Annotated in this window: 20 protein-coding genes; 2 read left to right on the top strand and 18 right to left on the bottom strand. The window is 52.1% G+C overall.

Annotated features, from left to right (window positions below; all coding sequences use genetic code 11):
• Positions 1–4: 4 nt before the first annotated feature.
• The 4 genes from E2980_RS00610 to E2980_RS00595 are packed head-to-tail and all read right to left on the bottom strand — an operon-like array spanning position 5 to position 3,228.
• Positions 5–739 carry an urease accessory protein UreF gene (locus E2980_RS00610; protein WP_135150185.1) on the bottom strand — a complete coding sequence of 245 codons (735 nt, stop codon included), beginning with the start codon at positions 737–739 and terminating at the stop codon, positions 5–7.
• Positions 740–746: 7 nt separating this feature from the next.
• Entirely contained in the window at positions 747–2,459 is a 1,713-nt protein-coding gene (ureC, locus tag E2980_RS00605; RefSeq protein WP_420808597.1) for an urease subunit alpha, read from the bottom strand.
• A 56-nt stretch (positions 2,460–2,515) separates the two neighbouring features.
• Complete coding sequence (locus E2980_RS00600) at positions 2,516–2,878, bottom strand: urease subunit beta (RefSeq protein WP_135150183.1); 363 nt, start codon at positions 2,876–2,878, stop codon at positions 2,516–2,518.
• 47 nt (positions 2,879–2,925) lie between these two features.
• The gene (locus E2980_RS00595; RefSeq protein WP_135150182.1) at positions 2,926–3,228 is read right to left on the bottom strand and encodes an urease subunit gamma; all 303 of its coding nucleotides are present in this window, start codon (positions 3,226–3,228) and stop codon (positions 2,926–2,928) included.
• 299 nt (positions 3,229–3,527) lie between these two features.
• Here E2980_RS00595 and ilvD point away from each other — a divergent pair, with 299 nt between their 5' ends.
• Positions 3,528–5,198 (top strand): dihydroxy-acid dehydratase, encoded by a 1,671-nt coding sequence (ilvD, locus tag E2980_RS00590; RefSeq protein WP_135150437.1) that lies wholly within the window; start codon positions 3,528–3,530, stop codon positions 5,196–5,198.
• A 296-nt stretch (positions 5,199–5,494) separates the two neighbouring features.
• On the opposite strand, the gene E2980_RS00585 is transcribed toward ilvD, so the two are convergent.
• The gene (locus E2980_RS00585) at positions 5,495–6,949 is read right to left on the bottom strand and encodes a polysaccharide deacetylase family protein (RefSeq protein ID WP_135150181.1); all 1,455 of its coding nucleotides are present in this window, start codon (positions 6,947–6,949) and stop codon (positions 5,495–5,497) included.
• A 179-nt stretch (positions 6,950–7,128) separates the two neighbouring features.
• Between E2980_RS00585 and E2980_RS00580 the strand changes: the two genes are divergently transcribed.
• Positions 7,129–8,274: an AI-2E family transporter gene (locus tag E2980_RS00580; RefSeq protein ID WP_135150180.1), complete on the top strand. Its 1,146-nt coding sequence runs from the start codon at positions 7,129–7,131 to the stop codon at positions 8,272–8,274.
• On the opposite strand, the gene E2980_RS00575 is transcribed toward E2980_RS00580, so the two are convergent.
• The 13 genes from E2980_RS00575 to E2980_RS00510 form a co-directional block, all read right to left on the bottom strand.
• A complete protein-coding gene (locus E2980_RS00575; protein WP_135150179.1) occupies positions 8,207–10,042 on the bottom strand; it encodes a peptidoglycan D,D-transpeptidase FtsI family protein in 1,836 nt (611 codons plus the stop codon). The genes E2980_RS00580 and E2980_RS00575 overlap by 68 nt on opposite strands.
• 102 nt (positions 10,043–10,144) lie before the next feature.
• Complete coding sequence (locus tag E2980_RS00570) at positions 10,145–12,259, bottom strand: methyl-accepting chemotaxis protein (RefSeq protein WP_135150178.1); 2,115 nt, start codon at positions 12,257–12,259, stop codon at positions 10,145–10,147.
• 165 nt (positions 12,260–12,424) lie between these two features.
• Positions 12,425–13,684 (bottom strand): peptidase U32 family protein, encoded by a 1,260-nt coding sequence (locus E2980_RS00565; RefSeq protein WP_135150177.1) that lies wholly within the window; start codon positions 13,682–13,684, stop codon positions 12,425–12,427.
• Between the two features lie 25 nt (positions 13,685–13,709).
• Positions 13,710–14,594, bottom strand: coding sequence for a peptidase U32 family protein (locus E2980_RS00560; protein WP_135150436.1), 885 nt, complete (start codon positions 14,592–14,594; stop codon positions 13,710–13,712).
• Positions 14,595–14,756: 162 nt separating this feature from the next.
• A complete protein-coding gene (mltG, locus tag E2980_RS00555) occupies positions 14,757–16,052 on the bottom strand; it encodes an endolytic transglycosylase MltG (RefSeq protein ID WP_240702787.1) in 1,296 nt (431 codons plus the stop codon).
• 66 nt (positions 16,053–16,118) lie between these two features.
• Positions 16,119–16,391 carry a DUF1292 domain-containing protein gene (locus E2980_RS00550; RefSeq protein ID WP_240702786.1) on the bottom strand — a complete coding sequence of 91 codons (273 nt, stop codon included), beginning with the start codon at positions 16,389–16,391 and terminating at the stop codon, positions 16,119–16,121.
• A 10-nt stretch (positions 16,392–16,401) separates the two neighbouring features.
• A complete protein-coding gene (locus tag E2980_RS00545; protein ID WP_135150175.1) occupies positions 16,402–16,713 on the bottom strand; it encodes a DUF1292 domain-containing protein in 312 nt (103 codons plus the stop codon).
• Positions 16,714–16,723: 10 nt separating this feature from the next.
• Positions 16,724–17,137, bottom strand: coding sequence for a Holliday junction resolvase RuvX (gene ruvX, locus E2980_RS00540; RefSeq protein WP_135150174.1), 414 nt, complete (start codon positions 17,135–17,137; stop codon positions 16,724–16,726).
• 3 nt (positions 17,138–17,140) lie between these two features.
• Positions 17,141–17,416 carry an IreB family regulatory phosphoprotein gene (locus E2980_RS00535; protein ID WP_135150173.1) on the bottom strand — a complete coding sequence of 92 codons (276 nt, stop codon included), beginning with the start codon at positions 17,414–17,416 and terminating at the stop codon, positions 17,141–17,143.
• A 319-nt stretch (positions 17,417–17,735) separates the two neighbouring features.
• The gene (gene alaS / locus E2980_RS00530) at positions 17,736–20,369 is read right to left on the bottom strand and encodes an alanine--tRNA ligase (RefSeq protein ID WP_135150434.1); all 2,634 of its coding nucleotides are present in this window, start codon (positions 20,367–20,369) and stop codon (positions 17,736–17,738) included.
• Between the two features lie 361 nt (positions 20,370–20,730).
• The gene (locus E2980_RS00520) at positions 20,731–21,801 is read right to left on the bottom strand and encodes an AI-2E family transporter (RefSeq protein WP_135150171.1); all 1,071 of its coding nucleotides are present in this window, start codon (positions 21,799–21,801) and stop codon (positions 20,731–20,733) included.
• Positions 21,802–21,954: 153 nt separating this feature from the next.
• A complete protein-coding gene (locus E2980_RS00515; protein WP_135150170.1) occupies positions 21,955–22,161 on the bottom strand; it encodes a hypothetical protein in 207 nt (68 codons plus the stop codon).
• 6 nt (positions 22,162–22,167) lie between these two features.
• Positions 22,168–22,710: a PRC-barrel domain-containing protein gene (locus E2980_RS00510; protein WP_135150169.1), complete on the bottom strand. Its 543-nt coding sequence runs from the start codon at positions 22,708–22,710 to the stop codon at positions 22,168–22,170.
• Positions 22,711–22,725 lie beyond the last annotated feature (15 nt).

Genomic DNA, 22,725 nt, shown 5'->3' with positions numbered 1-22,725 from the left:
TAACTCATGACATGAACAGTCGGGAATATAACGTCTCGTGACGGATCATCGCCAGCTCCGCCAGCGGCATTCCGCTGTAAGCTTCCGACGGATCCATCTCGCGAACGGCGGCCCATGACTCAACGACGGCAGGGAAGAGAGATGCCGTCATGCGTTGCGCCTCCGTCTGGCCCATCGAAATCAATCGCAGCGCGGCGTTCACGCAAGTCGCTACCGTCGTATACAAGTAACCTTCCGCGGCGCGGTCAAGCGGAATGCCAAGCTCGCGGCAGATGATTCCGTAGATAAGAGGGTAACTTCCGTAACAACGGCCGCCGCGGACGTCTTCTTGCAGCTTGCTGAACGAAAGGTAAGGAAATAGTTCCGGAGCGAGCTTGAGCAGTCTTCTGCCGATTTTCTCCAGACCATCCCGCGTTTCCGGCGCAAGCCTCTGTAGATGAACTAGTTTCTCGATGAAATACGAGTAATCATTATTATCCAGCGCACTGCCGTAAATTGCCTTAACGATCATGACATCGCTAGTCGCCCAGCTGTGACGAAGCATGGCTTCCATGTAGGATCGCAATCCCGCTCCGTCATGGATTCGACCATCCTGCACAAGCGACTCCAATCCGAAAGAATGAGCGAAGCTGCCGATGGGCAGCGCGGAATCAAGGAGCAGTTGCAGGGAGAGCCATGTGCCTGGGTTCGTTGAAACTTCGCCCTCTAACGACACTTCCGATCTGCCTCCTCTCTTCATCCTCCTGTTAGAACAAGAAATACCTTTGGGCCATCGGAACGACGGAAACCGGCTCGCATATGGCCAATTCGCCGTCTACCGATACCTTGTAAGTATCCGGATCTACTTCTATCGTTGGCGTTGCGTCGTTGCGAATCATGTCCTTCTTGCCGATGTTGCGGCAATTAACGACTGGCTCGACCCGCTTCTGCAAGCCGAGCTCCTCGGCGATTCCCCGGTCGAAAGCAGCCTGAGAGACGAAGGTGATCGAGCTTTGGAAAAGGGACTTCCCGTATGATGCGAACATCGGTCTGCCGAATACCGGCTGAGGCGTAGGGATGGACGCGTTCGGATCCCCCATCTGCGCGTAAGCGATACTTCCGCCCTTCAGAATCATATCCGGCTTGACTCCGAAAAAAGCCGGACTCCACAGGACCACGTCTGCCCATTTGCCAGGCTCCAGGGATCCGACGAGATGGGAAATGCCGTGGGCGATGGCCGGGTTAATCGTATATTTGGACACGTAACGCTTAATCCGCTCGTTGTCTCCTTGACCACCCTCATCGTCGCCGGCAAGAGGTCCTCTTTGCATTTTCATCTTATCCGCGGTTTGCCAAGTGCGGGTGATGACTTCACCAATTCGGCCCATCGCCTGCGAATCGGAGCTGATAATGCTGAACGCTCCCAAGTCGTGCAGAATGTCCTCTGCCGCAATCGTCTCCGGACGAATGCGGGAATCCGCGAAAGCGACGTCCTCCGGGATGCTGCTGTCCAAATGGTGGCAAACCATCAGCATATCCAAGTGCTCTTCGATCGTATTCACCGTAAAAGGACGGGTAGGGTTCGTGGACGAAGGGATGATATTCGGTTCCCCCGCCGCCTTGATAATGTCCGGTGCGTGACCGCCGCCGGCTCCTTCGGTATGGTAGGTGTGGATGGTTCTGCCGCCGATCGCCCTTAGCGTGTCCTCGACGAATCCCGCTTCGTTCAACGTGTCCGTATGGATCGCCACCTGAACGTCGTATTGATCCGCCGCGGAAAGGCAAGCATCGATCGCCGCAGGGGTCGTGCCCCAATCCTCGTGCAGCTTCAGGCCGATGGCTCCCGCTTCGATCTGTTCGACGAGTGGCTGCAGGGAAGAAGCATTCCCTTTTCCAAGAAATCCGAGATTCATCGGGAAAGCTTCCGCAGCCTCCAGCATGCGCCTTAAGTGCCATGCTCCCGGGGTGCAGGTTGTCGCGTTCGTTCCCGTCGCCGGCCCCGTACCTCCGCCGATCATCGTCGTAACCCCGGAAGCCAGCGCGGTCTCGATCTGTTGCGGGCAAATATAATGGATATGGGTATCGATGCCGCCCGCCGTCACGATCTTTCCTTCGCCGGCAATAACTTCCGTGCTGGCTCCGACGACCATATTCGCATCAACGCCGTCCATAATGTCCGGATTGCCTGCCTTGCCGATGCCGACGATAACGCCATCCTTGATCCCGATGTCGCCCTTCACGATTCCCCAATGATCGATCACCACGGCATTCGTGATCAGCGTATCCAGAACGCCCTCGCTTCTCACCGCGCGGCTCGATTGGCCCATGCCGTCACGGATGACCTTGCCTCCGCCGAATTTACACTCATCTCCGTAAACGGTGTGATCCCGTTCGATCACCGCCCACAGCCCCGTATCGGCCAGCCTAACCGCATCTCCGGTCGTCGGGCCGAACATATTCGCATAGCTTTGACGTTCCATTCGCATGATCGTTTATCCCTCCCGTTAGCCGTTCCTCCATCTATGTAACGCGCCGATTACTTCAGGGCATTCCAAGCCTTTAACCGTTCCGCTATCTCCGGACTCATCTCGCCCGAAGCATCCCCGTTCGATATTCCGTTCAGTCCGTAAGCGAGTTTGGCGCCTCCTAGCTCGACTAGCATAATCGGCTTTTCTTCGCCGGGCTCGAATCGTACGGCCGTACCCGCAGGTATGTTCAATCTCATTCCGAATGCCGATTCCCTATGGAAAACAAGCGAGCGGTTGACCTCGAAAAAATGAAAATGCGAGCCGACCTGCACCGGACGGTCGCCTACGTTGTTCACGATCAGCTCGATCGTGCGCCTTCCCGCATTTAACTCTAGTTCGCCTGATTTAGCCCTTACTTCTCCCGGAATCATATTCGAAGTCTCCTTTGTCCATAGTTGAATTTATACGATCGATGGATTTATGCGATCGGTTGATGAACCGTGACCAGCTTCGTCCCATCGGGGAAGGTCGCCTCCACTTGGACTTCGTGGATCATTTCGGGAACGCCCTCCATTACTTGATCCCTAGTGAGCAGCGTCGTTCCGTATGCCATCATCTCCGCAACCGATTTCCCGTCCCTAGCGCCTTCCATAATTGCGGACGTGATCAGCGCGATGCACTCCGGATAATTAAGCTTTACTCCGCGAGCCAATCTCCTATGGGCTAAGTCGGCCGCGACCGTAATCAGCAGCTTCTCCTTCTCGCGTTCCGTTAGATTCATGCCGCATCCCCTTCCTGAACTTTCCTTTCATTATAGGAAACCCCTATCTGAAAGTAAATCTTATATGTGATGTTTTATTACATTAACCAAAATATTATTGTCGATTGTTCACCCGAGACAACCTACAACTAACGCACACTTAACATATGCAGTCTCGATTCACCCCCTTCAACCCCCTGCTAATGCCAGTCTTTATTATATGAGCCTTTTCTAGTCAACTCGTCCTTTAGTGTGATAAAATCAAGGATAATACATTTCGTTTATCCGAGAGCGAGGGAACAGAGTTGGCTAACAAAAAAATGCGTTCAGACATGATCACCAAAGGCTTCGACCGTGCTCCGCACCGCAGCTTGCTGCGCGCGGCCGGCGTTAAGGAAGAGGATTTCGGCAAACCGTTAATCGCAGTCTGCAATTCTTATATCGATATCGTTCCAGGGCACATCCATTTGCAAGAATTCGGTAAAATCGTCAAGGATGCGATCCGCGAAGCCGGCGGCGTTCCTTTTGAATTCAATACGATCGGCGTAGACGACGGCATCGCGATGGGCCATATCGGCATGCGTTACTCGTTAGCCAGCCGCGAAATCATCGCGGACTCCGTCGAAACGATGGTTAACGCCCACTGGTTCGACGGCATGGTATGTATTCCGAACTGCGACAAAATCACTCCGGGGATGATGATGGCCGCGTTGCGCGTTAACATCCCAACCCTATTCGTCAGCGGCGGACCTATGAAAGCAGGCCGCACGAGCGATGGCAAGGCAATCTCCCTGACTTCGGTCTTCGAAGGCGTTGGCGCCTTCATGACCGGCAAGATCGACGAGAAAAGCTTGACCGAGCTTGAACAATACGGCTGCCCTACCTGCGGCTCCTGCTCCGGTATGTTCACGGCGAATTCCATGAACTGCCTAGCCGAAGTTCTGGGTCTCGCCTTGCCGGGCAACGGCACGATTCTTGCCGTCGCTCCCGAGCGCCGCGAGTTCGTAAGGAAGTCCGCGGCCCAGCTCATGGAGCTGGTAAAGAAAGACATCAAACCGCGCGACATCGTGACGCTCGCTTCGATCGATAACGCTTTTGCTCTCGATATGGCGATGGGCGGTTCCACCAATACCGTTCTGCATACGTTAGCGCTGGCTCATGAAGCAGGGATCGATTACCCGATCGAGCGCATCAACGAAGTTGCCAAACGCGTCCCTTATCTGTCCAAGTTAGCTCCCGCTTCCGATCACCATATCGAAGACCTGCACAACGCGGGCGGCGTGAGCGCGATCATCAACGAGTTGTTCAAGAAAGAAGGCGCGCTAAACGGCGACGTGCTGACCGTATCCGCCAAGACGCTTCGCGAGAACGTCGAAGGCGCCGAGATAACGGATCATTCGGTTATTCGTCCGATCGATGACCCGCATTCCAAAGAAGGCGGTCTTTCCGTCCTGTTCGGCAACCTGGCTCCGGGCGGTTCGATCATCAAAGTCGGAGCCGTAGACAAGTCGGTTGGCGGTTACCACCGCGGTCCGGCTATCTGCTTCGACTCTCAAGACGAGGTTCTTCAAGGCCTTACGGAAGGCAAGGTTAAAGAAGGCCATGTCGTCGTCATCCGTTACGAAGGACCGAAAGGCGGCCCCGGCATGCCGGAGATGCTCGCCCCTACTTCGCAGATCGTAGGTATGGGTCTAGGCACGAAAGTGGGCCTGATTACCGACGGACGTTTTTCCGGAGCATCGCGCGGAATCGCTATCGGCCACATCTCTCCCGAAGCTGCGGAAGGCGGTCCGATCGCGTTCGTAGAGGACGGAGACATCATCGAGCTCGACATGAACAACCGCACCATCACGCTTGAAGTCAGCGACGAGGAATTGGACCGTCGCCGCTCCGAGTGGAAGGGCTTCGAACCTAAGATCAAGCGCGGTTACCTCGCCCGTTATTCCGCGATGGTCACCAATGCCAGCAAGGGCGGAGTCATGAAGATGTAAAAAGCCCGCGGCAGGTTTTGCCGTTAAGCCCGCGCAAGCAGCGAGGCAGGGACCGCATAGCGGCAGATTTTGCCGTTAAGCCCGCGCAAGCAGCGAGGTAGGGACCGAGTAGCGGCAGGTTTTCACCGTGCTGCTATGCTTCCCGTTGACGTAGGTTTTCCAATCATAAGGGCGATTAAATAGAATGTATCTTGAAATCGTGAAATCTCTTTGAATCCAAAAAGAAGCTGCTCAAAAGTTATCCACTTTTGAGCAGCTTCTTTTTTCTATTCCGTGCGTAATGCGATTCAAACTGTTCACACGAGCTTGCCTATCGTACCTTCCTCAAACTCGGCTGCCGCTACTTCTTGCGTCTCCACAGACTTACGAGCCCGGTCAGGTCTTCTCTTTACCCTCGACTCGTCTGCCCAAGTCAACAAGATATCCCGGGTCATAAGGAGCATTCGAGGATTCATAGAGTCGCCCTTGTCGCGAACCCGTTGATTGCCGGCCGGATGAATGACGCGCATGAGAATACGCAAGTAGACGTTCGTCATCCACGAGAAAAGCCCGCGGGGCAAATCGAAATTCTGGTATCCAAGCGATTCGGATCCCCTGTGTATCATCGATACGCCATAGAGTGCCTTAACCTTCTCCCCGTTAAGTGCCGTTGCGAGCTCTCTTGCCATATTCGGCAAAGCCCTCTCCATTTCCCGAATAATTCGGATGCCGATTTGCAGCGTCGATTTGGAATTCATTCCGAGATCGAACAGCATTTTGTTCTCGAAATGGATTTCCATGATGTGATCGCCGGAACGTAAAGTTTGTTCTCCGCGCAAGTCGATCGGCGGTCCCGAATAACGCCTAATCCGGTAATTAAAGAACTTGCCGTCCCCTACGGGGTGCAGCCTGAACAGGACGTGAAATATTTTCTCCCACAGCATCCAGAGACTGACGATCGCTTTCTTGAGTGGCCCGATAGAGTGGCTGATCTCGGTTGCGGAATCGCTTCTATTCATGCTTGTTCTCCTCGCAGCCTTCCGGCGGCCGTTCTTTCCGTTCTTCGCTTCTTCCGTGATCGCAATCATTTCATCGATCCCGACGAAGCGGTATCCCATATCGCGTCCATCGTCCAGAATACGTTCCAACGCCGAGATCGTATGGGCCGGAGCGTCACGGTCGGCGCCGAAGGTAATTCCGCAATCATGAAGCAAGAATACTTGTCCGGGTTTAAGCTTTTGCCTCATTCGCTTGTAAAGCTTGTCAGCGCCTACCCGCTTGCGCCAGTCCCCGAACAAGGATGTCCATAACACGATCTGCAAGTACCCGAGATTCGCGTAATCGAATACGTTTACGATCCCCCATGGCGGACGATAATACATCGGCCTCGCGCCCGTGATTCTTTTAATGACATCCGAGGTCCTATGGATCTGCCGTTTAACGGTTCGCGGACGCATGAACCAATTTGTATGGTGGACATAATTATGGATACCTATAATATGACCTTCCTTATGAATCCGCGCGATGAGATCGGGATTCTTCTCCGCGTTCTCGCCGACTACGAAGAAGGTTGCCTTCGCTCCATACCGTTTGAGCAGATCCAACAGCTTCGGCGTATAGACCGGGTCGGGGCCGTCATCGAACGTCAGGGAGACTTCGTTCGCCGATTGACCTCGCATAAACACCCTAAAACCAAAAATCCGGCTGATTAAAGCCGGTAAAAATGCATAAAAAGTCAAAAAATAAAAACCGATCCAAAGGATGAGTTCCATGCCTTCCCCACCATCTTGATTGCCATATTTATCTTGCGCGCGGTTTGTGCCCGTCTCTTATTTTATCATATACGTCCGCAAAATAGGCATGGTTATAGGCATCTTTTTTGATATCGTGTACAATAAGCAATAAATGGAATGGACGTGCTCTCGGCGCGCGGAAAAGGGTGGGTATAAAAATGTTTTCTTTGTATCAGAAGTATTGGCGGACCGCGTTCGACATTGGCTTGATCGCGCTGACCGTTTGGCTTACGATGTACGTGTTCAGCTACTTGTATAACCTCGCGACTCCCGTTTTCTTGTCTTTTCTCGTGTTCTGGATTATCGAACCTCTGGCCAGGTTGCTCAATCGTTGGGGATTGCGTAAATCTATCGCGTCCGGCATAAGCGTGTTATTGTTCACTCTGGTCATTCTCGCTTCGTTTATCGGGATCGGTTATATTTTCACCGTGCAGATCCAACAACTGATTAAGGATCTTCCGCAATACCAAGAGCTCCTGAAAGAGCAAATCGCCAATATCTCGGGGAACTTGCAAGGACAGATTCAAGGATTGCCTGTCGAGCTTGCGGATAAGCTTACCAAAGCAACCGCGTTCGTTACCGACCTAGGAGCAAATTGGGCTGTCCTCTTCCTTAAATGGATGGTCGGATTCCTGTCTTCCTTTTCGTCGTTCGTATTGAATTTCTCGATTGCCATCATACTCGCCTACTTCTTAAGCTTAGAGATCGATACTTGGAAAAAGCTCAGCAAGGAACGTTCCCCGAAGACTTTCAAGGTTGCTTTCGAGTTTCTGCGAAACAACGTGTTTAAGGGTATCGGCGCGTATCTAAAAGCTCAAGGCAAGCTCATTAGCATTACGTTTATCGTTATCTTCATTTCTCTCTTGGCACTGCGGGTAAACAACGCTTTCTCCATTGCTTTACTGGCGGGTATCTTAGATGTTCTTCCGCTTCTGGGAGTCAATACGTTGTTCATCCCATGGGTTGCCTACTTGTTCATAACGGGAGAGACGAATTTAGCGATTTGGCTGACGGTCTTGCTTGTCGTCGTCACGCTTACGAGGCAGTTTCTTGAGCCCCGCATCACGGGACAGACGGTCGGCGTCTCCGCCTTCACGATGTTAGCCTTCATGATGGTCTCGTTATCGCTGTTCGGCGTTACGGGTCTCATCTTGGCCCCGATCTTGATGATCCTGCTCAAGGCGTTATACGATCAAGGCTACTTTCACAAGTGGATACGTTTTCCGCACGAGGAGTTCACCGTTGCGCCTTTTGCTCCGCAGCCCGCCGACTCTTTAATTCCTGAAGGCGAAGACCGTCCATAATCGCTCCGAATAATGTCGCCCCGCGGTTGCGCAATCCGGCCGGTTGATCCTCGATCAGCACGGCGACGGCGTAACGCGGTTTTTCCTCTGCAGGCCCGTAACCGACGAACCATTGGTCGTTACGGGCTTTTTGCTTGCCCGCAAGCTCGGCCGTTCCGGACTTCCCCGCAAGAGGCCAAGCCGCTCCATTCAGAGCGTTCGCCGCCGTTCCTTCCGTCACGACGGACCGCATGCTTTGCCTTAGCCTTTTTGCCGTCTGCGGTTCGATCTGACCGTATTTGGATTTCGCGGATTGATTCCGCATCGAAGCTAATATTGTGCCATCCGCATAACGAATCTCTTTCACGAGACGAGGCGCGAATACGTGTCCGCTATGCAAGATCGTAACGGCCATATTAGCTAACTGCAGAGGAGTTGCTCGTACATCCCGTTGTCCAATGCCCGTACCGGTTCTTACCCCTCCATCCTTGGCTGCTTCCTTGCTCGAGAAGATCGACCCTGATTGTTCCTCGCCCAGCAACCTTATCGGCTTACCGTCGACGAAGCTTTCCGTATGCCAGCCGATTTGCCTGCCAAGCCCCATTTTTTCCGCCGTGATCTGCAGCCAAGCCGGGTCCATTCGCTCCGCCAATCCAGCGAATGCAACGTTGCACGATTCGGCATAAGCCTGCTCCAAAGTCAGATTGCCGTGCCCTCCTTCCTTCCAGCATTTCAAACCGTACTTACCATAGTGACCGTCGCAATGGAAAATTTCATGCCAAGTCGTCACGCCCGACTCTAGAGCAGCGGCTAACGTCACCGTTTTAAACACGGATCCCGGAGGAGCCGCAACAAGCGCATGATTGCGTTCGTCCGTCCCAGTCGCTCCTATATGATAAGGATCCAGCTTAGGAAGCGACACCATGGCCAAGATATCCGCATTAGCCGCGTCCAGTATGACAGCCGCTCCTTTCTTGATTCCGTATTTCTCCATTACATTCTCTACGACGCGTTGCAGGTCCAAGTCCAGTGTTGTCGTCACTTGCAAAGGGAAATGGGGATTGTCGGGAGCGGTTACGCGAAGCCCCAGACCTTCCAGCGGGCGTCTAGCCGCATCGGTAACTTGCTTTACCGTGGTAGGGGCTATTCCCTGCAGTAAACGATCCATCGACTTCTCCAAACCCGCCCCCCCGATCGGATTGGTTATGCTCATATGATGGTGTGACACTTGCTCCCCATAAACCTTGCGTACTTGATCGGGATGCTGAGAGAGATAACCTATCGCATGAAGAGGAGTAACCTCCGCAGGATAACGGTTCAGGAAAGGAAGCACCGCCACGCCGAGCAGATCGGTTTGTTTCGCAATCAGGATTTGATCCTTGGTTAGACCTAGCGCACGCGCGGAATGGTTTCCTTTCCATGCTTCAGGCTCTCGCAGTTGCGCTAACCAATGCTCCAATTTCTTCGGTTCCACATCAAGGCTATCCGCCAATAGCCGTACATCCTGCTCCGTGCCTCTTGGCATCCCGTTATCGGGAAATGCCGCCAAGCTTTGCACCGTGCCGCCCGTCAACAACCGTCCCTTGCGATCCATGAATTGTCCGCGACCGGTATCCAACACAAGAGAATCGGAACGCTGAAGCATGGCGCTCATCTTCAACGAGCCGCTAGCCGTATGCGATCCGCCGAAGCCGAATTGCAGCCAAGCCAATTTAGCCCCTTCAATTCCGAATATAACAGCGAATAACAGCAGCAAATGAAATCCTCTCATCGCCCAATCCCGTTTCATGAATATTCCCTTCTCTTCTCCGGCTTTCCTCTATTATTTCCAATTTGCGGAAAAGATAAAAAACAGGCAAGGATTTTCCCTGCCTGTCTAGTCGGTATTCTATTATGCTACTGTAAATCTGCTCAGCGATTCGCGCAGCTGGCCGGATACGGCTTCCAGGCGATTGGACAATTGAACTAATCCATCGCTGATGTTCAATTGCTCGTTGCTGAGCGATGCGACTTGCTCGGAGGTTGCGGATGCTTCCTGGGCAACGGCGCTGACATTGCTCATCGCGAGCGATAATGTCGATTGCGCGTCCTCCAGATGGCGAACCGAATCGGTTGCCGACTCTAATCGATCTACGAAGCTGCCCATGTTATCCTGAACGGTAATGAAGATCTGATTCGCTTCGCGAACGGAATCGATCTGCTCCTGGAAGATCGGATACGCGTCCGACAAAACGGTTACCGTCTCGTCAATCTCGTGTTGGATCTTCTCTACGATACCGCCCACGACGCCGATTGATTCGCGCGACTGATCGGCTAGCTTGCGTATTTCGTCGGCTACGACCATGAAACCTTTGCCGGCAGCGCCCGCCCTGGCGGCCTCGATCGTGGCATTCAATGACAAGATATTCGTCTGTTTTGTCATATTGCCTAGTACGTCCAAGATCTTACGGATTGAACGCGTGCTCTCTTTAAGCTTATCGACTTTCTCTACCATGGAGCGAGTCATTTCTTCCGTTTGGCCAGTCTTCTCGATTAAGCTTCCCATGTAGATCGTACCTTTGCGACCGGCTTCTTCGACTTCATTAGCCGATTGGCCCATCTCGACATTGGAATCGATAACGGATTGGACTTGGGCGCCGATCTGTATCGTCAGATCCGTGCCCTTCTCCGATTCGACCGCAAGGTTGGTCGCGCCGTTCGCGATTTCTTCGGTTGCGACGGCAATCTCCTTGGCGGCTCCGGCCGTTTTGCGAGAGGATTCGGTCAACGAAGACGCCGTATCCAACACTTCTTGAGCCGAGAGGTTCGTCTGGCGAACGAGACCGGTGATCTCTTCCATCATCCGGTTGAAGCTATCCGACACTTGGCCGATTTCGTCTTTTTTGCGGATAGTGGAACGAACGGTCAGATTTCCTCTTTCCCCTTCGTTCATCAGCGTCCTCAATTGGGCGAGCGGCTTGCCGACCGACAACATCACGATAAGACCGATTCCCCCGGCGATTAGCGCGGCTATTAACGACATCAACCAAGTCAGGTTGCTGATCGCCTTAGCATCTTTAACGAGAGCGGAAACGGGGATGTTACCGATCAACTTCCATTGGTTCGTTTCCATTACCCCTGCCGAGGACAACGTCTTGGTTCCATCCACGCTTATCGTTGCGGAACCTTCTTCGCCAGGAAGCTCATATTTGTACTTGGAACCGAATTCTTTAATATCCGGTCCGTAAACTGTCGTGCCGTCAGTAGCAACGATATAGGCTGAACTTCCCTCTCCGAAGTTTACCGTTTTCATCTGTTCTTCCAAGATTTTAGATTTGATTTCAAGAATCAAGTAATAGGGTTTTCCTTGGTTCAACATTCTTCCCAATGAAAAAGTAGGGGTACTCCGGCTACCGTCAAGACCGGCAGCCATGGTTGGATTCCATACCGCTTTGCCGTTCGCTTCTTCGATGACTTTCAGGAAAGGCAAATCCATGAGGCCTTCCTTGACGATCGAGCTGCCCGTCGTCATGAATTGCCCATCGTTATTCACGGGGATTAGCGAGATAGATTCATAGCTGGAATCGGCCATGGCTATGCTGCTTAGCTTTTCCGTTAGCTGACGTGCCGTGTCGAAGACCTCGTAATCATCATTCGTAATCGCTAACGCGCTTAACAAACTAACAAAAGTGCTGTCCGTTATGAATTGCAAGGATTGACGTTCGTAACCGTCGAGGAGCAACGCTATTTTTCCCGCGGTCTGCTGTGCGGTCTGGCTGCTGGAGTCGGCTACCTTCTTCTGTATGATCGAACTGGACTTAGAATACGAAAACCAACCTAGCGATAGGACGCAAGCTAATATGCTGCAAAAAATCAGCAAAAACAACTTCATGCCTACAGAGCGTATCGGATTCTCGATCTTCGTCCCCTTGAACTGGTCACCGACTCGCTTAGATAAACCGCTTACACTTTTTGTTGCTTTCTTCAAACCTTCTGTTCCCAACTTCTCACGCCACGACTTATTCATCTGTTATAACCCTCCAACCTATGTAGTGACCACTGACTAGCGGCAGTAAAAAAGACTTGCCAAAATGTCCCTTAAGTATATATCGGCTCCTTGGGTGCCAAGTATTACTTATTCGAGAGATTTCGACAAGTCTTTTTCATAATTTCTTTTGTTGAACGAAAAACATTAGGACAGACGCTTACGCATTAAGTCCAACGGAGAAACGGGGTGATCCGTTTTTACGAGAACTTTTTGCAGCGGATGCCGCGCTGCCTCAAGGGGATTACCTGCCGCATCCGTTATTTCTCCTAGTTGCTGAACGAACTGTCTGCCCCCCGGCCCGAAGAACTCCACTTGCATGCCTGGGCGGAAAGGACTGCGTTGTTGAACGGTCGCAATTCCAGTCGTCTCGTCATAGTCCGTCACGATAGCGGCAAAATCATAAGGAGCAGGCTTTTCTTCCGCTTCGTAGATATGCTCCTCCGCCCCGGGTACCGCATAGAAGAAGCCGGTATTGAGCGGCCTGTTGGCTGCTTTTCCGATGTCTTCTACCCACTCGGGTCGTAGCTGATAACCTTCCGGATCCGCCATATAAGCATCGATAGCTTGTCTGTACACATTTACGACCGATGCCACGTAATGGATGCTCTTCATCCTGCCCTCGATCTTAAAGCTATCTACTCCAGCTTCGATTAGATCGGGAATATGCTGGATCATGCACAAGTCCTTGGAGCTCATCGTGAAAGGGTTTTGCCCCGGTTCCATAACGGATTGCTCATCCGCGTGCAGATCGTATTTCCATCGGCAAGATTGGCAGCAGCCGCCGCGATTGGAGTCGCGATCCGTAAAATGATTGGAGAGAACGCAACGGCCCGAGACGGAAGAGCACATCGCGCCGTGGATGAATACCTCGAGTTCAATATCCACGCGTGATTTCATCTCGCGAATTTCTTCCATCGTCGTTTCCCGGGCAAGCACGACGCGAGGCAAGCCTTCTTCTTTCCAGAATTGCACGGCTTGCCAATTCATCGTCGATTGCTGGGTGCTGAGATGTACCTCGAGTTTAGGAGCCACCCGCTGCGCGGTTTCCACGATGGCAGGATCCGCAGCTATGATAGCCGCGATTCCCGCGTCCTCAAGCTGTTTGAGATATTCCTCCACGCCGTCTAAATCCTCTTGATGCGCGTAAATATTCGTCGCGACGAATACTTTGGCGCCGTACTTCGCGGCGAATTGCACGCCTTCGCGCATTTCCTCGAAACTGAAATTATCCGCGTTAGACCGCAGCCCGTATTTCTGGCCTCCGATATATACGGCATCCGCGCCATAGTGGACGGCAAATTTCAACTTTTCCAAACTTCCTGCCGGCGCCAATAACTCCGGCTTCGTCAGCCTCTGCCGTTTACCGCTCATTCGGGGTTGATCCTGTATGAGAGATTGGCTCATCCTCAAGCCCTCCTTGCATTCTTCATTAATAAACTTGTTCCTTATAAAGGAAGCCGAATCCAAGCTCCCTATCGGGATTTTGCAACTTCCGTATCGCGGTCAGCCATTGGTTATTGAAAACGTACTCGTCGTGTTTCCGCTGCCAGAGATCCAAAGCCTGTCTGTAACTCTTCAGCACGGTTTCATTATAAGCATCCGATTTCAGCAGGGGTTCAACAAATAAACTATCCACTCCCGCGGCGATAAGCTCCGGCAACGCTTCCAACAAGCATATGTCGTCCGGGCTCATGACGTGGGTGCCGTTGTCATCCTCGTATACGGGAAATTTCTCGTCAGGACGTTCCGCTTCGACGAGGAATAACCCTTGATCCGCCCCTTTACGAACTAACGTAGCCTCGCGTCCAAGATGTTCTAAATAACTTTGAATGAGATTGCGATGCGAATGATAAATATTGGTCATCCCGTGCGCTTGGATTTGGATTTCCATTTCCGCTTTGCTCTTCAAATCAGCGATCTCTTCCTCGTTCAGCTCTCTCGCAAGGACCGCGCGGGCAGCCCCTCGACGTCCCCAGTAGGCAGCGGCGCTTGAGTTCGTGCCTGTCATCTCGGCATTCCAGAACCATTTCAGTTCCGGTGCATACTGCCTTAAGTTCATTAATACGGCCGGGTCCCCGAAAACGATAGCATCGGCTTCAGCATCCTTAACCAAGGTTAAGTATTCAGGTAGAGAACCAAGCTCATCGTTACGGTACAGTTTATTCATGTTCACGTATGCTTTAGCTCCTAGCCGATGGGCCGCGGTGACCGCTTCCTTTATGTGATCGGCACCGATTTCACCTGGTTGCCTCATACCATAACGGGATTCGCCGATCAATACCGCCGTTGCGCCGGCATTAATATATCGTTCCATTTGCTCGATGGAACCAACGGAGATTTGCAACTCTGGAATAACGGCAGAAATGGGAATACACCTCCGGGAAGTCTTCGACCCGGCGTTCTGAGCAAGACTCCTATGTTAGGAAGCCTAGCCAAGCTCGCCGGGTCGGGGCGCGTTCTCACGAACGCGTCTTTATTATTTTTTTACGTTTTTCTCGCTAAGCTGTATGTTCTTCTGATGCTGCTTGTACGTAACCGCGAACAAATGAGTGTTCGTTCCGTCTTTCTTGGTTACGTAATAAAAGTAATCCGATTCCTCTGGATAGAGCGCAGCTTCAATCGACTTCAAGCTCGGCGTGGCGATCGGTCCAGGCGGCAATCCGGCGTTCAAATAAGTATTGTATGGACTTTCGACCTTCAGATCTTCCTCGAGCAGACGTTCCTTCTGTTTATCGAGCAAATATTGAATCGTAGCGTCGATCTGCAGCGGCATCTTTTCTTTCAAGCGATTCTGTATGACGCCGGATACGATCGGCCGTTCATCATCGACCACGACTTCGCGCTCTACCAAGGAAGCAATCGTAAGCAATTGATGGACGGTAAGCCCTCGCTCCTCCAAAGTGCTCTGCCAATCTTCGGGTAATTGATCGAGCTTGTGATCAAGCTCTGCTAGCATTCTATTGATGATGTCGGCTTCCGTGCTTCCCCGCTTCATTTCGTAGGTTTCCGGGAAGAGATATCCCTCAAGCGGGAACCTCAGACTATTGTCGGTCGGCAATGTCTTGGTCCACATGGATCCGGTCAATAGCTCTGGTTTTCCCGCAACTTCCAAGAACTTAGCTTTATCAACGCCGGCCGTTTCGGATAACCTTGCGGCCATTTGTTGGACCGTGAACCCTTCCGGAATCGTAAACCGAATAGTCGCGGCAGCTACGATATCGCCGTTATTCAACTTGGCCACGATTTGTTCGCGGGTCATTCCCGGCGTCAGCTCATATACTCCCGCTTGGAATCGCGAGCCTTCGCCTTCGATCTTCAACCAACCGCTAAAAAGGAAAGCACTCCGAATAAGTCCGCTTTGTTCAAGCACATCCGCGACCTTCTGCGCGCGCATCCCCGAACTAATCGTAATCTGGACGGGGGTAGAGGATGCCGCGGGCGGGCGCAGTCCATTCCATAAATAAAATAAAAGTCCGCCGGTTACAGACAATACCATTCCGAGAGCGATCAAGAAGGACCAAAGCAAAACACGCGGCTTGCGACGGCGATCGGACGAAACTGTCGTCGCGCGCGGAGTTTCCTGCTTGGTGCTATGGACTGACGCCGCTTCGTTGCGAGTCGGACTTGCCGGCCCATTCGCATAGGAAGAGAGTCTGCTTGTCTCCGTAGACGCCGCCGTCTCGTTCGTGCCCTTTGAATTGTCTTCATCCCCGGTCACCTTGTTGCCGTATATGGATTTCCATCCTGATGTCGGCTCATCATCTCTATCCACTCTTTTTCCCCTCCAGCAAGCCTTAATTCGTAAAAAAGAGCGGTCGCCCGCTCTTCATCCACCTATTCAAGGCTGGTCGTCATTTCCAAATTGAGAGTCATCGTAGGCTTCCTCGACGAGCTCCCACTCTTCCGCGTCCGTAACCGTTTCGAGCTGCGCTTCGCCATTGTCGTCGGCGACGATCTTGAATACTTCAATCTCATCCTCTTGCTTCATGGATTCCGATTGCAAGATCGCGTATTGGCTGCCTTGAACGGTTAGTTCTGCAAGGATTCGGAAGGTTAGCGATGAGCCATCGTCCGTAACCAGCTCAACGGAATCCCCATATTGTTGTCTCAAGTCTGATAGCTTATTGGGCATCGAACTCACCGATCAAGGTATTAAAGGTTTCCTCGACCATGTCCCATTCCGCTTGATCTTCGATGGGGTAGAGCTTGATTTCGTCATTCTCTTCGTCATAACGGAAAGCGAATACTTCCTGCTCTTCGTCGCCATCCTCTTCGGCCGGTACGACCATCATATATTTGCGGTCCGTTCCGTCGTCAAGCTCAAACCGCATGATGACCTCGAATGCTTCGTCGTTGCCTTCGTCGTCGGGGATGTAAATAATTTCCGCTTCTTCTTCGTTATTGTCGTCGTTGTTGTTAATCGTATCTGTCATGGCTATTCCCTCATTTCGAAATGGAATCAAGATAACTTTGCAGTAATATAGCCGCCGCCATCTTATCGATGACTAATTTACGCTTGCGCCTGCTGACGTCTGCTTCGAGCAACGCGCGTTCCGCCGATACTGTAGTCAGCCTTTCATCCCAAAGCTGTACAGGTAAGGATAGTGTTTGCTTAAGGCTTTCCGCGAATGCAATGCAATATTCACCACTTGGACCGACGGTTCCGTTCATGTTTTTCGGCAATCCTACGACAATCGACTCGACTTCGTATTGTTTGATTAATTCAGCTATGCGCGCCATCGGATCGGTGACGATCTTCTGGTCGATAACTTCAAGACCTTGGGCCGTCCAGCCGAACAAATCGCTCATCGCGACGCCGATCCGTCTTTCCCCGTAATCCAACCCCATAATGCGCATCGGTTACCGGTTCTGCTGAAGGTAAAAACGAACGAGCTCTTCGATCAATTCGTCGCGTTCCTTCTTGCGGATCAGACTTCGAGCGTTGTTGTGGCGCGGAATATAGGCGGGATCGCCCGAGAGCAAATAGCCGACAATCTGATTGATAGGATGATACTCTTTCTCCACCAAGGCATCATGCACGGTAAACAAAATATCACGGGCGGATACTTCATGTGGATCGGCCACGACGTCGAATTTGACGGTCTGGTCCATGTGATTTTTGTCCGACGAGCTCATCTCCAGCACCTCGCTTTCACTGACAAACTCTTAAGCACTTTTCATTATAATAACATAATCTTTTGTGGACAGGAAATTAGTGGCTACATTTATCGACGTAATGGGGAGTCCGCAAAGGTATCTCTCTTCAGCCGCAACTCTTTTACCCCACAAAGTGACCCTGATGCTAACGAAGCTGATTCCGATTACTTTGCGGGGGCCCCGGTGTTTCTGATGCCTTGATGAGATTACAAGGTGGCAATGGGCTCCAAGAGGCGGACGTAAACTCTTACGAGAGATACCTTTACTCCCTCCCTGCGGTCGATAGCCTAAAGCAAACTTACTTTCCTGCCAGTTGAGCCAAAACCAATTTCTCGGCTGCTGCCAAAGCATCGGACAGCTTGGAAGGATCCTTGCCGCCGGCTTGCGCGAGCTCCGGCTTGCCGCCTCCGCCGCCGCCGGTGATGGCGGCGATGTCTTTGATTAGCTTGCCCGCGTGCAGGCCTTTCTGCACGAGGTCGGGCGTTACGGCGACGACCAAGTTGACCTTGTCGTCGGAGACGGAACCGAGCACGAGAACGGCGGAGCCGAGCTTGAGCTTAAGCTCGTCGGCAACGCCGCGAAGGGCATCCATGCCGCCGACGTTCACTTGGGTGGCAAGCAAGGTGACGCCGCCGACGGTTTGCGCCGCGGAGACGAGGTCGGCCGCTTCCAAGCGGCTAAGCTTGCCTTGGAGCGATTCGTTATCGCGTTGCAGCTGGCGAACTTCAGCTTGCACGGCCTCGATCCGCTTCGTTACGTCGGCTACTCCGCATTTCAGTTGAGCTGCGGCGCCTTTGAGGACGTTCAGTTGGTCATCCATATAGTTGTAGGCATTTCGTCCGGTCACGGCCTCGATCCGGCGTACGCCGGAGCCGATTCCGCCTTCGCTGATCAGCTTGAACAATCCGATTTGCGACGTGTTCCGGACATGGCATCCGCCGCAAAGCTCCAAGCTATAGTCGCCAACGCGGACGATGCGAACGATATCGCCGTATTTCTCCCCGAACAGCGCCATCGCGCCCATGGCCTTAGCTTCTGCAATCGGCTTGAAGCCGATATCGAGCTCAGTGCCGATCCAGATTTGTTCGTTCACGCGGCGCTCGACTTCAGCAAGCTCTTCGGCCGTGATCGCGCCGAAATGCGAGAAATCGAAACGCAGGCGCTCGGGCTCTACGAGCGAGCCCGCTTGATTGACGTGCTCGCCGAGCACGTCTTTCAAAGCTCTGTGGAGCAAGTGCGTCGCGGTATGATTGCGAACGATGTCGCTGCGCTCCGATGCGTTAACGGATGCCGTTAACGTATCGCCGACCCGCAAAATACCGCTCGTAACGATGACTTGATGTACGGACTGGCCATGCGGAGCTTTGCTTAATCCGCTAACCACCGCATTTACGCCGTTACCGAATAGAATACCGCTATCGCTAACCTGTCCGCCGCTCTCCGCATAGAAAGGCGTGCGGTCTAACACGACCAATACTTTCTCGTCTACGCCGGCAACTTCGACGAATTGATTGTCGGCTACGATGGCGATGACGCGCACCTCGGCCGTCAGGTTTTCATATCCTACGAATTCGCTTTTCTCGGTATATTCAGCCAATGGTCCGCCTTGCACCTTCATGCTGTCCGTTTCCTGACGGGCTGCGCGCGCACGATCGCGCTGCTCTTGCATCGAGGAGTCGAAACCGGCCCGATCGACGGTCATGCCTTGCTCGGTCGCATAGTCTTCCGTCAGGTCGAACGGGAAGCCGTACGTATCGTACAACTTGAAGGCATCCGGCCCGGAGATCACCAAACGGCCTTCCGCGCGAGCCTTCTGGCATAGATCCGCCAATATCGCCAATCCGTCCGTCAGCGTCTCATGGAAACGCTCTTCCTCCGTGCGGATAACTTTTTCGATGAATTCGCGTTTTTCCAACACTTCCGGATAATAGCTTCCCATGATTTCGCCCACGGTAGGCGTCAACTCCCATAAGAACGGACGGTCAATGCCCAGCACCTTGCCGTAACGGACCGCGCGGCGCAATAATCTGCGTATGACGTAACCGCGACCCTCATTGGAAGGAAGTACGCCGTCGCCCGCGGAGAATGCTACCGTCCGAATGTGGTCGGCGATGACTTTGAGGGCTACGTCCTGCTCTTCGTTCGTTTTATAAGTTACTCCGGCAATTGCGCCGGCCCGCTCGATGATCGGCATGAAGAGATCGGTGTCGAAGTTGGAGTCTACATCCTGCAAAATCGATGCAAATCTTTCGAGTCCCGCTCCCGTATCGATGTTCTTATTGGGAAGCGGCGTATAGCTGCCGTCCTTGTTATGATTGAATTCCGAGAACACTACGTTCCATACTTCCAGGAAACGCTCGTTCTCCCCGCCGGTCGTGACATCGGGATCGGATAGATCGCCGTATTTATCCCCTCGGTCGTAGAAGATTTCCGTGCAGGGTCCGCAAGGACCTTCGCCGATATCCCAGAAATTGTCCTGCAGCTTGACAATCCGTTCGTGCGGAAGCCCGATTTTTTCGTTCCAGATGCGATAAGCTTCTTCATCTTCCGGGTACACCGTTACGGACAATTTTTCGGGGTCGAACGCGATCCATTCCGGACCCGTCAGGAATTCCCACGCCCACGTGATCGCTTCTTCCTTGAAGTAGTCCCCGATGGAGAAGTTGCCGAGCATCTCGAAGAAAGTATGGTGACGGCGAGTTTTACCTACGTTCTCGATATCGTTCGTACGGATGCACTTCTGCGAATTCGCGATTCTTGGATTTTCCGGTATTACGCGGCCGTCGAAATAAGCCTTTAGCGGAGCCATTCCGGCATTAATCCATAGCAGTGATGGATCGTTATGCGGAACAAGCGGCGAGCTTGGTTCGATTTTATGGTCTTTGCTTTCGAAGAACGCTAACCATTTACTGCGGATTTCTGCTGCTTTCATCGGTTTCATTAGGTTGTTCCTCCTCAATATAGCTCCAAAAAAATAAAAAAACGCCCCTGAAATCAGGGACGAAGATCTTCGCGGTACCACCCTGGTTATTGCATCGTTAAGCATGCAATCTCCTCTTGCCGGGATAACGGCCCTCGCCGGCGGACTTCAATCCGCACTCCGAAACTAGCTTCCCTCGCCCTTCGCACCGAAGATTCTCTCAGCCAAGCGACGTTCGCGGGATCGGACTTCGATCCATGAAACGCGCGCGGAATCTTCTCTCTGGTCATGCGGACTACGAAGTACTTATGTTTCGTCATCGTTTTGCAAATATGCTGATTATATAAATTATAGACAACGTATTTCTTTGCTGTCAAACGGTTTTTCTGTGAATGTAGTAGGCAGATACATGCTGGACGACGACTTTCAAAGCCGCGTAAAAAGGAACCGCCAGTATCAATCCCAATACGCCCGCAAGCTCCCCTCCGATTAACAGCACCAAAATAATCGTAAGAGGATGCATTTTCATCGATCTCCCGACGACTTGTGGACTGATCACGTTGCTTTCAAGGTTCTGGCAGATCATGTTGACGATAATGACCATCAGCACCATTTTCCAAGAAATCGTAGTGGCCATGAGCAACGCGGGTAATGCACCGAAGAAAGGACCCAAGTAGGGAATGATGTCAAATAACGAGACAAACCCGGCCATGAGCAATGGATACGGCATCCCAATTATCAAGTATCCTATATAAGCCAACACTCCGATGCATACGGATACGATCAGCTGTCCGCGTATGTAACTCCCCAATGCCGCGTCGATGTCCTTCATGAGTCTAACCGCATGCTTGCGCCTAGCGCGGGGGACGTATTGCAATGCCGCGCGTTCGAACACATCCAGGTCCTTCATCATGTAAAAAGCCAGAAACGGCACGATCATCGCGATGAATAGAACGTTCACTACGGCGCCGATATTGTTCAGAAAATCCGCGATCCGCTGTTCGACTTGCTTTTCCAAGCTGCTGATCGAGCTATTGATTCCTTCTCTTACGGTCCCCGGCAGAAGCTTGTTGTTGTTGAAATGATCCACTATGCTTTGCGCTCTCATCGTTAAATCCGGCATATGCTCATTCAGTTCCTCAACCTGATTCATGAACATCGGAATGACGTTCATCAGGATCACGACGGATACGGATATGAATACCGCATAAATAAGCAGGACCGCAGCCGTTCGCGGTACTTTCCGGTCGTGAAGCAGGTTTACGATCGGATTAAGCGTATAAGAGATCACCATCGCGACGAGAAACGGAGCCAGCACCGCTTTTAGAAAATCATAGACGGACATGAGCATTGGCCGCACTAAGACGATAAGGAACATTACCAGCAAGAAAAGTATGGCGTAGACAAGCACAGTAAACAATCGGCTCTGAGCGAACCGGCCCATCTTCCCCACCTCCCGATTACCCAACAACAGGCTTTTCACGTTCTTTTCTAGTATATGTACTTGTCCATGCAGGTAAACCATGTCAAATAAAAAAGCACCCTGTTCCTCCCAAAGGAGGGGCAGAGTGCTCGATGTTTCGCATGTGTTCCGATCTTACATTCCGTTCGCTTGAATCTGAGCCGGAATGGGCTCCTCAAAAAATAAATCGTCTAGGGAGCTTAGTGTCCCATCTTCTTCGACTTGGTACACCGACATTTTTTCGCCGTTCACCGTTAGTTCGATAAAACAGCTCCAACAATAAAATTGATGGGAACCGATTTTACCGATGTCTTTGGAACTGCAATTCGGGCATCTCATCATCCGTCTTCACCTGTCACTTTCCACCGTATGGTCTCTCGTAAGTATCCGCTCGTAAGAAGCCGGTACCAAGATGGCATCCTCGCCCAACGTTATATTCTCGGGTGATTCCGGCAGGAATAATTTCCGCCTTCCCTCGAATAAGTCCGCAAGAAAACCGTCTGTTAATTCATATCCTATTATTTGTGTACCCTCGGTCGTCTTAACGTAAACGTCCGATACTTCACCTAAATGTTGTCCCTCAATCGTGTAGACCGGCATGCATTTCAGCCGCACGACACCCGTATGGAAAGTCCGTAACAGTTGCCTGCTGTCTTTAATGGCAATTACCGTACTGTCGCGAATCAACAGGGCATCCTCACCGCAGTGAACGATATCTTCCCAATAGACGATCTTGGGCATTTTGCGTATGAGGCCGGAACGGGCATGCTTGTCTAGGACAATTCCTACCAAGCTCCAGAACTCGTCGAACCATAGGTCTTTGACTTTCCCAATGCATTTACCGCTTTCGAGCAGCACCGGCAAGCCGAGAACCCGCTCCACTTGGATCATAACCGGGCTCCTAAC

The sequence above is a fragment of the Cohnella luojiensis genome (assembly GCF_004564235.1).
Classification (GTDB): Bacteria; Bacillota; Bacilli; order Paenibacillales; family Paenibacillaceae; genus Cohnella; species Cohnella luojiensis.
This window is presented reverse-complemented; position numbering and strand designations above follow the sequence as displayed.